The sequence below is a fragment of the Aeromicrobium sp. genome (assembly GCF_050700635.1).
In the GTDB taxonomy this organism is placed as follows: Bacteria; Actinomycetota; Actinomycetes; order Propionibacteriales; family Nocardioidaceae; genus Aeromicrobium.
In genome coordinates this window covers 1-12,534 of record NZ_JBOHDT010000136.1, presented here as the reverse complement: position 1 = coordinate 12,534, position 12,534 = coordinate 1, and the positions used below count along the sequence as shown (strand labels likewise).

12 protein-coding genes are annotated in these 12,534 nt (G+C 66.9%); 7 read left to right on the top strand and 5 right to left on the bottom strand.

Annotation, left to right across the window (positions count from 1 at the left end; all coding sequences use genetic code 11):
* From ACRDPN_RS10770 to ACRDPN_RS10760, 3 genes are all read left to right on the top strand, one after another.
* Positions 1–780 (top strand): alpha/beta hydrolase (locus ACRDPN_RS10770; RefSeq protein ID WP_431447478.1); only part of this gene is annotated, 780 nt, incomplete at its 5' end.
* A 93-nt stretch (positions 781–873) separates the two neighbouring features.
* Positions 874–2,151: a histidine-type phosphatase gene (locus ACRDPN_RS10765; RefSeq protein WP_431447476.1), complete on the top strand. Its 1,278-nt coding sequence runs from the start codon at positions 874–876 to the stop codon at positions 2,149–2,151.
* A gap of 64 nt (positions 2,152–2,215) precedes the next feature.
* Positions 2,216–3,493: a histidine-type phosphatase gene (locus ACRDPN_RS10760; protein ID WP_431447474.1), complete on the top strand. Its 1,278-nt coding sequence runs from the start codon at positions 2,216–2,218 to the stop codon at positions 3,491–3,493.
* Between the two features lie 24 nt (positions 3,494–3,517).
* On the opposite strand, the gene ACRDPN_RS10755 is transcribed toward ACRDPN_RS10760, so the two are convergent.
* On the bottom strand, positions 3,518–6,115 hold the full coding sequence (locus ACRDPN_RS10755) for a DEAD/DEAH box helicase (RefSeq protein ID WP_431447472.1): 2,598 nt from the start codon (positions 6,113–6,115) through the stop codon (positions 3,518–3,520).
* 63 nt (positions 6,116–6,178) lie between these two features.
* On the opposite strand from ACRDPN_RS10755, the gene ACRDPN_RS10750 reads away from it, so the two are divergent.
* Positions 6,179–6,535, top strand: a complete 357-nt coding sequence (locus tag ACRDPN_RS10750; protein ID WP_431447470.1) for an A1S_2505 family phage non-structural protein — start codon at positions 6,179–6,181, stop codon at positions 6,533–6,535.
* A 9-nt stretch (positions 6,536–6,544) separates the two neighbouring features.
* On the opposite strand, the gene ACRDPN_RS10745 is transcribed toward ACRDPN_RS10750, so the two are convergent.
* Both ACRDPN_RS10745 and ACRDPN_RS10740 read right to left on the bottom strand, forming a co-directional pair.
* Entirely contained in the window at positions 6,545–8,359 is a 1,815-nt protein-coding gene (locus ACRDPN_RS10745; RefSeq protein WP_431447468.1) for a flavin-containing monooxygenase, read from the bottom strand.
* Between the two features lie 137 nt (positions 8,360–8,496).
* Entirely contained in the window at positions 8,497–8,871 is a 375-nt protein-coding gene (locus ACRDPN_RS10740; protein WP_431447466.1) for a thioredoxin family protein, read from the bottom strand.
* A gap of 277 nt (positions 8,872–9,148) precedes the next feature.
* Here ACRDPN_RS10740 and ACRDPN_RS10735 point away from each other — a divergent pair, with 277 nt between their 5' ends.
* Both ACRDPN_RS10735 and ACRDPN_RS10730 read left to right on the top strand, forming a co-directional pair.
* A complete protein-coding gene (locus ACRDPN_RS10735; RefSeq protein WP_431447464.1) occupies positions 9,149–10,252 on the top strand; it encodes a PQQ-dependent sugar dehydrogenase in 1,104 nt (367 codons plus the stop codon).
* Positions 10,253–10,339: 87 nt separating this feature from the next.
* The gene (locus tag ACRDPN_RS10730) at positions 10,340–10,516 is read left to right on the top strand and encodes a hypothetical protein (RefSeq protein ID WP_431447462.1); all 177 of its coding nucleotides are present in this window, start codon (positions 10,340–10,342) and stop codon (positions 10,514–10,516) included.
* A 73-nt stretch (positions 10,517–10,589) separates the two neighbouring features.
* Here the strand turns inward: ACRDPN_RS10730 and ACRDPN_RS10725 are convergent, their stop codons facing one another.
* Together ACRDPN_RS10725 and cspE are read right to left on the bottom strand one after the other, a co-directional pair.
* Positions 10,590–10,784, bottom strand: coding sequence for a CsbD family protein (locus ACRDPN_RS10725; RefSeq protein ID WP_431447460.1), 195 nt, complete (start codon positions 10,782–10,784; stop codon positions 10,590–10,592).
* A gap of 151 nt (positions 10,785–10,935) precedes the next feature.
* The gene (cspE, locus tag ACRDPN_RS10720; RefSeq protein WP_147683652.1) at positions 10,936–11,139 is read right to left on the bottom strand and encodes a transcription antiterminator/RNA stability regulator CspE; all 204 of its coding nucleotides are present in this window, start codon (positions 11,137–11,139) and stop codon (positions 10,936–10,938) included.
* A gap of 358 nt (positions 11,140–11,497) precedes the next feature.
* Here cspE and ACRDPN_RS10715 point away from each other — a divergent pair.
* Positions 11,498–12,534 (top strand): immune inhibitor A domain-containing protein (locus ACRDPN_RS10715; protein ID WP_431447458.1); only part of this gene is annotated, 1,037 nt, incomplete at its 3' end.

Sequence of the window (12,534 nt, the reverse complement as noted above, 5' to 3'; positions counted from 1 at the left end):
GGGTTCGGGTGCACGAAGGACTCCGGGCTGGAGCCGTTCGCGGAGCGGTTCGCGGCCACCGGGGCCGACGTCGTCGTGTTCGACTACCGCGGGTTCGGGATGTCCGAGGGGGAGCAGCGGCAGTTCGTCGACCACCGGCGACACCGGGAGGACTATCAGGCGGCGGTCGCGCACGCCCGAGCACTGCCCGGCATCGACACCGACCGGATCGTGCTCTGGGGCACTTCGTACTCGGGCGGTCACGTCATCGCGGTCGCCGCGGATGATCCGCTGATCGCCGGCGTCATCTCCCAGGGAGCCGCGATGGACGGGCTGGTGGCGCTGCTGGAGATCTGGAACTACGCCGGCCCGCGCCAGCTGATGCGACTCACCGCCCACGCCATGCTCGACGTGGTGTTCGGCCTGTTCCGGCTCCGGCCGCACATGATCCCGATCGTCGGTGCGCCCGACGCACTCGCCGCGATCACCTCCGACGACGGCCTGCCCGGCTACTCCGCCATCGTCGGACCGACGTTCCGCAACGAGATGGCGGCACGCGGCATCCTCTCGATCGTGCTCAACCGCCCGGTGACGAGTGCGAGGCAGCTGCGGATGCCCGTCCTCCTCGTCGTTGCGTCGCACGACAGCATCGCGCCCCCGGCAGCCGTCGAGAAGGTGGCGAAGCGCGTTCGTGGACGTCTTCGGGTCGAACGGTTCGACGTCGGCCATTTCGACCTCTACCTCGGCGACCCGTTCGAGGAGTCGTTGACCGCGCAGGTCGAGTTCGTCCGGTCGATCTAGGAGCCTCACCCGTCACACCAGTCATGCCAATCTCCGACGGATCCGGTGGTGCCTGACCTAGAATCTTCTCGTCCGCTCACCCTGGGAGCCCCCGTGAAGCACGTCAAGTCCTGGCAGGCCTGCGCCCTGGCCGTCGTCACCCTGGCCGCTCTGACCTCAGGAGCCACAGCGGCTGAGTCCGACCCCGAGCACGACTACGCCAACCAGACTCCGTACGGCACTCCCGAGGAGTCGGTCAAGACGCCCCCGAACGGGTACACGATGTTCTTCCTCGAGACCGTCGGCCGGCACGGCGCCCGCTCCATGACCAGCGACAACCGCGAGACGGAAGCGCTGCAGCTCTGGAAGCGAGCGGCTACGCAGGGCGAGCTCACCCGGCTCGGTGAGACCTTCGCTCGCGACGTCGGGCGCTTCCAGAATGCCGAGGAAGAGATCGGCTACGGGAAGCTCAGCGGCGTCGGCCGCGAGGAATGGCAGGGCATCGGTCGTCGCAACGCCGAGACCTACGCCGACTTCTTCGCCTCGCTGGATCGCCGCGACGAGACGATCGTGACCAACACCACCGAGGTCACCCGCACGAAGCAGAGCGCCGAGGCGATGCACCAAGGACTCAGGAAGGCCGGTCTGACCCTCGACACCGAGCTGGTACCTCTCGCCGAGGCCGAGGACGTGCTGCACATCAGGAGCGAGGCCTCGTCTACAGGCGAGAACATGACCGAGGAGATCCTCGACCGCGATTCCATCCGCGGCCACGCCGAGCACCTGCTGCGCGCCCTCTACTCACGCGAGTTCGTCGACCGTCTCGACGACCCGGTCGCAGACGCGCTCAACATCTACAAGCTCTACTCCACCGCGCCCGGCATGGCGAACGAAACGGACATCACCTTCGCTCGTTACGTGCCGGAGGAGGACCGTGAGCCGCTCAGCTACGCCACCGACGTCGAGACGTTCTACCAGTACGGCCCCGGCGTCGAGGGCGAGACGGACACGTTCGACAGCGCTCGCCCGCTGCTGGCCGACTTCTTCAAGGCTCTCGACGACCGCATCGCCGGGTCGTCCACCGCGGCGGTGCTGCGCTTCGCCCACGGCGAGACGACAATGCCGTTCGCGTCGCTCATCAACGCCCCGGGAAGCACGGAGCAGGTAGCGGAGGGCGAGCGGTTCACCCGCGGCACCAACCCGTGGCGGGGCGCCAAGGCGGGACGGCTGGCGGGCCACATCGAGTGGACCGCGTTCCGCAACGCCGAGAAAGACGTGCTCGTCACCATGCGGTACAACGAGAAGCCGGTGCAGTTCAACGAGAGCTGCACTCCGTACGCCGAGGCCAGCTACTTCTACACCGTCGACGAGCTGAAGCGTTGCCTCGGCTGACGCACCCGAGGTGCGTCGGTAGAGTGTCGCCCTACGTGCGCCGTCTCCCGGGAGCTTCATCACCTTGTTGAACTTCGTCGTCACCTGCGTGACCATCCTTGCCGGCTCCATCCCGGGACCCCAGGCCGGAGGCACCGGATCCGCGCGCGTGCTCGCGAGCGAGGCCCCGTACGGCAACGCCGTGTCCTCCAAGATCGTGTCGCCGCCGAAGGGCTACTCGCTGTTCTTTGTCGAGACCATCGGCCGCCACGGTTCACGCACGTCCATCAGCGACGCCGACGAGAAGCGCGTCCTCAGGCTCTGGGAGCGTGGCAAGGACGCCGGCGCGCTCACCGAAGTCGGTGAAGACCTCAAGCGTGACATCGAGCGATTCCAGGCCGCGGAGAAAAAGCTCGGCTACGGCCAGTTGACCACCATCGGCAAGGCCGAGCTTGCCGGTCTCGGTCGCCGCACGGCCGAGAACTACGCCAGTTTCTTCGAGGGAGTGCAGGAGGACGGAGACGAGATCGCGTTCGTGTCGTCGCCGGTCAACCGCACCAAGGAGAGCGCCCAGGCCATGAAGGGTGCGATCAAGAACAGGTTCCCGGATCTCACGTTCGCGAAGGACGCCGTGTCCGAGCGGACGTTGATCGTCGACGGCAACCCGTCCGCCACCGGTCAGCAGCACATCCGCCAGCTCAAGAAGCTTCCCAACGTCGAGCTCGCCGCGACCAACGTCCTGGCCAACCTCTACCGGCCCGAGTTCGTCGCCACTGTGAAGGATCCGGTCGGTGAAGCCCTGGCCATGTACGAGGTCTTCCAGCGAGCTCCGGGCATGAGGGCGGAGACGAGCGTGACCTTCGAGCAGTACGTCGACCGCGCCGACGCCGAGATCCTCGGTGTGGAGCAGGGCAGCGAGAAGTTCTATCGCTACGGGGCGGGCATCCAGGACGAGGACAGCTCCTACCGAGGGGCCAAGCCGCTGCTCAACGACTTCATGAAGCGACTCCAGGAGCGTGTCGACGGCGGCAAGACCGCTGCCGTTTTCCGCCATGCACATGGCGAGACGATGATGCCGTTCACCGCCCTGGCCCAGCTGCGCAGCGCCAACGAGAAGACGCCCGAGGGTCGCCCCATCAGCAAGGACTCCAACCCGTGGCGCAGCTACAAGTCCGGTCTGATCGGCGGCAGCATCGAGTGGGCGGCGTACCGCAACGACGCCGGCAAGATCCTCCTCACGCTGCGCTTCAACGAGGAGCCGTCACGGTTCAGCAAGGCCTGCAAGCCGACCGAGCCGGAAGGCCCGTTCTACACGCTCGACGAGATCAAGAGCTGCATCAACAGCAAGGGCGGCTTCGTCTGACCGGTCGTTGAGCCTGTCGATACGTCACTTCCGCAGCCGCACGATCTGGGCCAGCTCGGCGTCGGAGAGCTCGGTGAGCGCCCCCTCGCCCGCGTTGACGACCGCGTCGGCGAGTGATCGCTTCGACGTGATGAGCTCGGCTATGGACTCCTCGATCGTGCCCTCGCTGATGAGCCGGTGAACCTGAACCGGTTTCGTCTGGCCGATTCGGTGGGCCCGATCGGTGGCCTGGTCCTCGACGGCCGGATTCCACCACCGGTCGAAGTGGATGACGTGGTCGGCGCGGGTGAGGTTGAGTCCGGTGCCGGCCGCCCTGAGCGACAGCACGAACACCGGCATCTCGCCGTTCTGGAAGCGGCGCACCATCGTCTCGCGCGTGCGCACATGAGTGCCGCCGTGCAGGAACTGGTTGTCGATGTGCCGTTCGCGCAGATGGCGGGCGAGCAGGTGGCCCATCTGGGCGTACTGCGTGAACAGCAGCACGCCGCCGTCCTCGGCGACGATCTCTTCGACCAGCTCGTCGAGGATGCCGAGCTTGCCGGAGCGGCCGCTCAGCCTCTCTCGCGGAGTGCGGAGGAACTGGGCTGGATGGTTGCAGATCTGCTTCAGCTGGGTGAGGAGCTTGATCACCAGGCCGCGACGCAGCATGCCGCTCGCCGACTCGATCTCGGCCAGGGTCTCGCGGACCACCGCTTCATAGAGGCCGACCTGCTCGCGGGTCAGGTTCACGCGGTAGTCGGTCTCGGTCTTCGGAGGTAGCTCCGGCGCGATGCCGGGATCGCTCTTGCGACGCCGCAGCACGAACGGGCGGATGAGCTGCGCGAGGTCGTTGGCCCGCCGGGTGTCGCGTCGCCTCTCGATCGGCCGTGACCAACGACGCCGGAAGTCGTCGAACGAGCCGAGCAGACCGGGCGTCGTCCAGTCGACGATCGCCCACAGCTCGGCGAGGTTGTTCTCGACCGGTGTCCCGGTGAGCGCCAGCATGGCCTCGCCGGGGATCGTCCGCAGGGCCCTCGCAGCGCCGGCCCGGACGTTCTTGACGTTCTGCGCCTCGTCGGCGACGACCAGGCCCCAGCCGGGTTCGTGCGCAGCGAGCACGTCGGCGTCGCGCCGCATCGTGGCATACGTGGTGACGACGAACCCGCTGGTCGTGTCGTCGAGGTTGCGTCCGGGGCCGTGGTAGCGGTGAACGTCGGTGCCGGGGGCGAACCTCCTGATCTCTCGCTCCCAGTTGCCGAGGACCGACGCCGGGCACACGACGAGGGTCGGTGCGTCGTTGCCGTGCTCGACCCGGTGGAGATGCAGCGCGATGAGCATGACGGTCTTGCCGAGCCCCATGTCGTCGGCAAGCACACCGCCGAGCCCGAGTTCGACGAGCTGGGACATCCACCGCAAGCCGTCGCGCTGGTAGTCGCGCAAGGTGCCGTCGAGGGTGGGCGGCTGCTCGACCAGCGCACGCTCACCTCGCTCGGCGAGACGGATCCGGAGGTCGTCGAGCCAGCCGACGGTGTCGACGTGGGTGGTGACGCCGTCGACGTCGACGGTGCCGGAGACGGCTGCACGCAGCGCCTCCGTGGGGGTGAGGTCGCGGCTTCGACGGTCGAGCACGTGACGGAGCCGGCTCGGGTCGACGAGGACCCACTGGTCGCGTAGCCGGAGCAGGCCGTGCTGAGAACGGGCCAGCTCGTCGACTTCGGCCTCGGTGAGGCTCTCGTCGCCGATCGCGAGACGCCAGTCGAAGCGGAACAGCTGGTCGCGTGAGAAGGCCCGCGTGGCGTCGGATGGATGGGCGTCGACCCGTTGAACCGAGCCCTGTGTATCGATGTCGCGCACGAGCGTGCGCGGCCACTCAACCTCGACGTGCTGTGCGAGCAGCAGGGTGACGATGCGTGACGACCCGAGGAGCGCGAGCTCGTCAGCCGTGACGCTGACCGAGCCGGGGTCGGGGTCCGCGAGCACCCTGGCCGCGGGCGGCCAGGCGGTGGCCGCATTCAGGAGCATCGTCCGGACCGCCTGGCGCGATCCCGCCCCGAAATGATGGTCGTCGCGCGCCCACAGGTCGGCCGCGTCCGCGGCTCCCCAGGATGCGTCGGTCGGACGGATACGCAGCACCACGCCGGCAACAAGATCGTCGTCTGCTGATTCAGGGCGGAACCGAACCACGAGAGTGCCGCTGAACGATCGCTTGCGACGCGGCTCCATCTCGACGACCGGGGGCGCGTCGTCGGGGCCACGGCCCTGCGGCATGGACGCTACGGCGGGCGCGTCGACGGCCAGGGCTTCGAGGAAGCCACGCACTTTCGCCTGGGCGGCGGCGGCACTGCGGTCGAGGCCACGGGACGCGTCCTGCAGCTGGGAGCGTTCCGCCGCGTCGAGCGACGACAGGTGACCGCGCGCCATGATGCGCAACGCCAGGATCGCCGGCGTCGCCCAGGCCCGAGCCGTCGGGTCGGCGTTCATCGTGCGGATGGCCTGGCTGAGCGGCCCGATCGCCTCGCTCGCCGTGGCGCGGTGCTCACCGTCCGGTGTGTGGAACACGAAGCGGGACTCGCCGGGGGAGTCGCCCACCTCGAAGTCGACCGGGCTGCGCAGCAGCAGGCGCAGATCGGTACGGGTGGGCATCCCTCCATTGTCCCGTGCGGTACCAAGAGGACGAAATCGCCCTTGTTCGGGTTCACTGGAGCCATGGAGAGCACTCCCGAGCGACTGACGGAGCTTCCAGAAGGATCGATCTTCGTCTTCGGCAGCAACGCGTCCGGGGCGCACGGTGGGGGAGCGGCGCACGTCGCGCTCGAACGCTTCGGCGCCGTCTGGGGCCAGGGCGAGGGCCTGCAGGGACAGAGCTACGCACTTCCATCCATGGAGGGTTTCGACGCACTGCGCGGTGCCGCCGAGCGCTTCGTCGCCTTCGCATGTGAACATCCCGAGCTGCGCTTCTACCTGACGAAGGTCGGTTGCGGCATCGCCGGTCACAACGAGTCCGATGTCGCGCCGTTGTTCAACGCGACGCCCGACAACGTCGTCAAACCACCCGGCTGGTGACCCCCTGGGTCAGCCGGTGTGGTGCACCTCCTGCAGCCCGTACACCGGTGTCGGGATGCCCTCGTAGCGCGCCTTGAGCTGAAGCGACAGGAACTGCGAGTAGTGGCGGGACTGGTGCAGGTTGCCGCCGTGGAACCACAGGTTCTCCTGCTGGGTCGGCTTCCACATGTTGCGCTGCTCGCCCTCCCACGGTCCCGGATCCTTCGTGGTGTCCGAGCCGAGGCCCCACACCTTGCCGACCTTGTCCGCGACTTCCTGGCTCACCAAGTCGGCGACCCACCCGTTCATCGAGTTGTAGCCGGTCGCATAGACCACGAGGTCAGCCTCGAGCTCCGTGCCGTCCTCGAGCACAACCGAGTTCTTCGTCAGGTGGTCGACCTGACCGTGGGCCAGCTTGATCTTCCCGTCGGCCACCAGCTCCTCTGCACCGACGCCGATGTAGTAGCCAGAACCGCGCCGCAGGTACTTCATGAACAGGCCCGAGCCGTCGTCGCCCCAGTCGTGCTGGAAGCCGGCCTTCTCGAGACGGTCGTAGAAGTCCTTGTCGCGCTCGGCGATCTGCTCGTACACCGGGATCTGGAACTGGTGCAGGATCCGGTACGGCAAGGAGGCGAAGATCAGGTCGGCCTTCTCCGTGGTGATGCCGGCCGCGACGGCGCGCTCGGAGTACAGGTCGCCCAGCCCCAGGTCCATGAGCGTGTCGGACTTCACGATGTGGGTCGACGTGCGCTGCACCATCGTGACGTCCGCGTCGTTCTCCCACAGCGCCGCGCAGATGTCGTGCGCAGAGTTGTTCGACCCGACGACCACGGCCTTCTTGCCGGCGAACGCCTCCGGGCCCGGATGCACGCTGGAGTGGTGCTGCTCGCCCTCGAACACGTCCATGCCGGGAAACTCGGGCATCCGCGGCTTGCCGGACATGCCGGTGGCGAACACGACGTGCGTCGGGGTCAGCGTCACGGCATCGCCGGCGCGGTCGACGACGACGGCCCACTTCTTCGCGACCGGGTCGAACTTCGCCGACGTCACCGTCGAGCTGGTCCAGTACGGGATCTCCATCACCCGCGTGTACATCTCCAGCCAATCGGCGATCTTGTCCTTCGGTGAGAAGACCGGCCAGTTGTCCGGGAACTTGATGTACGGCAGGTGGTCGTACCAGATCGGGTCGTGCAGGCAGAGGCTCTTGTAGCGCCCGCGCCACTGGTCGCCCGGCCTGTCGTGCTTGTCGACGACGATCGCCGGCACACCGAGCTGTCGCAGCCTGGCGCCGAGGGCGATGCCACCTTGGCCGCCGCCGATGACGACGACGTACGGCTGCGTGTCATACCCGAGCTCGCGCTGCTCGGCTTCGCGTTGCTCGCTCCAGGTGCGCCGATGCTCGATGGCGCCGTGTGCGACGCCCTTCGGCCGGTTCTCGCCCTGGTTCTCCTCGTGATCCTTGAGCTCCTTGAGCGTGGTGAGCAGCGTCCAGGCGCCCTCGTCGTTCAGCCGCAGGTAGCCGACACCGCGTCCGGTTGCGGTCTCGAACTCGATCCAGGCGTCGGTGACGCCGTCGGCCTCGGTGGGTTCCTCGCTGGTGCGGAAACCCTTCGGGTCGACCTCGTCGAGCGTCGACTCGAGCAGGTCAGCGACGCCCTCCCGCCCCTCGACGGTCGTGATGTTCCAGGTGAACGAGACGAGGTCGCGCCAGAAGCTGTCCGTCGCGAACATGTCGGCGGCACGGTGGGCGTCTCGGTCGCGCTGGGCGGCCTCGAAGTCGGCGAGCCATGCGTCGACACGTTCCTGCGGCTTCGTCGTCGCCGCGTCGTCCAAGGTTTGAGTCATGGCAGCCTCCTTCAGTCGGAGGGGTCCCACATGACGGCCGAGTCCGTCATGCGGGTCACCCGCTCCGCTTCAGATTGCGACCGTGGGCGTTGCAACGCGGTTGCAACCGCACGGGGTGTTGCGTCTTGCCAGCCGGCTCAGTTGCTCTCGGCGGGCTGTTGCTCGGCAATCTGACGGTGCACCTCGTCCATGTCGAGGTCCTTCACCGCCTGGATGACCTGCTCGAGCGCGGGTGCAGGCAGGGCACCGGCCTGGTTGAACACCAGCACCCCGTCACGGAACGCCATCAGCGTGGGGATGGACGTGATCTGCGCGGCCGCAGCCAGTTCCTGCTGTTCCTCGGTGTCGATCTTGCCAAACACGACATCGTCGTGCTCGGCGCTCGCGGTGTCGTAGATCGGTGCGAACTGCATGCAGGGGCCACACCACCCGGCCCACCAGTCGACGAGGGTGATGCCCTCGGACGTGACGGTCTTCTCGAAGGTGTCTGCGGTCAGGGCGACCGTGCTCATGATGGCCTTTCGTCGAAATCGGCTTACCCAGGGTGTAACAGGCGTCGGGCTGGCGACATTCCATCGACATACCGGAGGAATGAGGTGAAACGCCCACGCGATGCCACGACTCCGGCAACAATCAACGCAGCATCGACCCCCTCATCACGCATCGGGGGGCGGTGATGTGTAGTGAGTGCGCAGCCCCCGGCACGTCGGCCTCGGCCACGCTGCCGGGGGCGACGTGCGTCAGCCCCTGAGTCTGGCCTGCCTTTCGCCCAACGGGCATGATCGATCCATGGTCGACCGACGGACGTTCCTCTCCGGCATGGCCGGCCTTGGCGCGGCGACACTGATCGGCTGCAGCGAGGATGAGCAACCATCGCCGAGGCCGTCCCCAACCTCCTTGCCGACCGCCGACCCCACCGACCCCACCGAGGAACCGCTGAACCCACGGGTGACCAGAACGATCGCCAGCGGCCTGAACGTGCCGTGGGGCATCGTCTTCCTGGCCAACGGCGACGCCCTCGTTGCGCAACGCGACGCGGGCTCGATCGTCCGGGTCACCCCGGGCGGCCGGGTCTCGACGGTCGGCAAGGTTCGCGGATCGGTCGGCGGGGGAGAAGGCGGACTGCTCGGCCTGGCGCTCGACCCGGATGACGACAGCATCCTGTTCGCCTACGTCACGACGTCCGAGGACGACCGCGTCGTGCGGCTCGAGCTCGACGCCGGCCGGCTCGGCACCATGACGCCGATCCTGACCGGTATCCCGGCCGGTGCCGTTCACCATGGCGGCCGCATGCTGTTCGATCCCGACGGCCACCTCTTCGTCGCCACGGGCGAGGCTGGTAACTCGGCGGAGGCCCAGAAGAAGGACTCGCTCGGCGGCAAGGTGCTGCGCATCGACCGCAACGGCGACGCCGTCGACGGAAACCCGTTCGGCAACCGCACCTGGTCGTACGGCAACCGCAACATCGAGGGCCTGGCCTTCGACGCCGACGGCCGGCTCTGGGCCAGCGAGTTCGGCGCCAACAGGTTCGACGAGCTCAACCTGATCGAGCGGGGCCGCAACTACGGCTGGCCGAAGTACGAGGGCCGGTCCGACGAGGACGGGTTCGTGACGCCCAAGGTCACCTGGCGTACCAACGAGTGCTCGCCGTCTGGGCTCGCCATCACCAGGTCCACGGCGTTCGTCGCCGCCTTGCAGGGTGAGTGCCTGTTCGCGGTGCCGCTCGACGGCACGAATGCCGGAAAGCCACGGGCGCTGTTCAAAGGCAAGTACGGGCGGATCCGTACGGTCGAGGTGGCCCCGGACGAGAGCCTCTGGGTTACGACGAGCAACACCGACGGCCGTGGAAATCCGGCCAGGAACGACGACCGCATCCTGCGCGTCACGCTCTGATCCGCGGCCCCGAAGACTACCGCCGGGTAGCAGTGGTCCCGCGTCGAACATGAGGATAACCTCAGGATTGACGAGAGGAGCGCATCCATGGACGACACCACGTTCGAGTACGAGATCGCCCAGCTCGCCGAGGCGTCACGACGCTTCCCGGCCCACCGACGCAGCATCAAGGTCGGTCGTCCGGATGCCGATCTCAGCTACCTGAGCACGGCGCAGGGCGCCGAGTTCGGCCGACATGCCTGGGACGAGGGCGGCCACATCTGAGGCCACCCAGCACACACGGACGCCACCGTCGAGATGACGGTGGCGTTCGCTGTTCCTTGCGGTCTTCTGCGACTCAGCGCTTGAAGGAGTCCTTGGCGTCGGAGCCAGCATCCTTGATGTGCTCGCCCGACTGCTTGAGGTCGGCCTTCGACTGGTCGGCCTTGCCCTCGGCCTCTTGCTTCCTGTCGCCACGGGCTTCGCCGAGCTTCTCCTTGCCGGCACCGGTGACCTTGTCCAGCTTGTTCTTGATCTTGTCGTCCAGACCCATGGATTCCTCCTGAGGGTGAGAGACCCGCCTGAAGCGGCTATGTCTCCTGTCTACCTGCCCCGAGTCCGGACGCAAGCCGAAGAGCCGGAACGTGACGAAGGGCCCGGAAGCTAGTGCTTCCGGGCCCTTCGCGGCTAGCGCCGCTCTCGAATCAGAGAGGACGGATGTTCGCGGCCTGCAGGCCCTTCTGGCCCTGCTCGACGTCGAACTCGACCTTCTGGTTCTCGTTCAGCGTCTTGTAGCCGCTCGTCTGGATCGCACTGAAGTGCGCGAAAACGTCTTCACTGCCGTCGTCGGGGGCGATGAATCCAAAGCCCTTGTCGGCGTTGAACCACTTGACGGTTCCTGTTGCCATTACATGTACTCCTTCGAGCGTTCGTGCTCATCCGTGACTGTCACAGATGATCGTGCGTCGTTCACCCGAAAGGAACACTGCTCCGCAATGGAACCGAGATGTCAAACGGCCAAACTCACAACAGGGTCAAGCGTAGGGCACAGACCCTGATGTGAACACACCGGACACACCAGTTTCCGCTCTAGCCCGAAAGAACTAGTTCTATATAACTAGATCTGAGCAAAGTCAAGACTGCAGTTCTGTCGCGAAACTACCTACATTGAGCGCGGCGTGACCTCCGTCTCACGAGGGCGAGGTACCGCCGGCCGGGACAGATCAGTCATGGCCACCGCCAGGGGGATCCTCAAGGGGGAATCAAGTGAAGCGTGTGACCACTGGCCTCGTCGGCCTCGGGCTCGCGGCATCGATCGGCTTAGCCTACGCGTCGCCAGGCACAGCCGAGCCGGCACCAGATGTGGCGGGCCAGGAACAGACCAAAGAGGGCGGCGACGCTCTTCCGCAGCCGCTCGAGACGAAGCGGCAGGCTCTGCGCGACACCGCCATCACGTCCGTGCTCAACGGCGACGCGAAGCCGGTGACCAAGAACGGGACGTCCGTTGTCAAGGTCGGCAAGGGCCACACGCCGGCCGACGCGGCCGCGCTCGCCAACGAGAAGGCCACTGAGAAGCAGCGCCAGGCGGCCGAGGGCAGCGCGGAGAAGGACCAGTACGTCGAGCTCGCCCAAGAGCGGTCCGACAAGATCTTCGTGATCCTCGCGGAGTTCGGCGACGAGCGGCACCCCGACTTCCCCGACCTGGACACCAATCCGAACAAGCCCGGACCCACGACGTTCGAGGGCCCCCTGCGCAACAAGATCCCCGAGCCCGACCGCTCGAAGGACAACACCACGGTCTGGCAGGCCGACTACGACCGCCAGCACTACCAGGACATGTACTTCGACGACAGCGATGGCGCCGAATCGGTCAAGACGTACTACGAGACGCAGTCGTCAGGGCAGTACACCGTCGACGGCACCGTCTCGGACTGGGTCAAGGTCCCTTACAACGAGGCCCGGTACGGCCGTGACGACACGTCCAAGACCACCTGGAACCTGATCCAGGATTCGATCACGGCGTGGGTGGCCGATCAGAAGGCGGACGGCAAGACCGACGCCGAGATCAAGGAGGCCATCGCGTCCTATGACGAGTACGACCGCTACGACTTCGACGGCGACGGCAACTTCAACGAGTCCGACGGATACGTCGATCACTTCCAGATCGTGCACGCCGGCGGCGACGAGGCCGACGGCGATCCCCAGCAGGGCGAGGACGCGATCTGGTCGCACCGCTGGTACGCGTTCTACACCGACCAGGGCCTGACCGGGCCCCAGCAGAACAAGCTCGGCGGCACCCAGGT

What these genes read in the sequence shown, in the direction of transcription:
- ACRDPN_RS10755 (WP_431447472.1), bottom strand. Translation starts at nt 6,115, where the DNA reads ATGCCCACCCGTACCGATCTGCGCCTGCTGCTGCGCAGCCCGGTCGAC.
- ACRDPN_RS10750 (WP_431447470.1), top strand. Translation starts at nt 6,179, where the DNA reads ATGGAGAGCACTCCCGAGCGACTGACGGAGCTTCCAGAAGGATCGATC.
- ACRDPN_RS10745 (WP_431447468.1), bottom strand. Translation starts at nt 8,359, where the DNA reads ATGACTCAAACCTTGGACGACGCGGCGACGACGAAGCCGCAGGAACGT.
- ACRDPN_RS10740 (WP_431447466.1), bottom strand. Translation starts at nt 8,871, where the DNA reads ATGAGCACGGTCGCCCTGACCGCAGACACCTTCGAGAAGACCGTCACG.
- ACRDPN_RS10735 (WP_431447464.1), top strand. Translation starts at nt 9,149, where the DNA reads ATGGTCGACCGACGGACGTTCCTCTCCGGCATGGCCGGCCTTGGCGCG.
- ACRDPN_RS10730 (WP_431447462.1), top strand. Translation starts at nt 10,340, where the DNA reads ATGGACGACACCACGTTCGAGTACGAGATCGCCCAGCTCGCCGAGGCG.
- ACRDPN_RS10725 (WP_431447460.1), bottom strand. Translation starts at nt 10,784, where the DNA reads ATGGGTCTGGACGACAAGATCAAGAACAAGCTGGACAAGGTCACCGGT.
- cspE (WP_147683652.1), bottom strand. Translation starts at nt 11,139, where the DNA reads ATGGCAACAGGAACCGTCAAGTGGTTCAACGCCGACAAGGGCTTTGGA.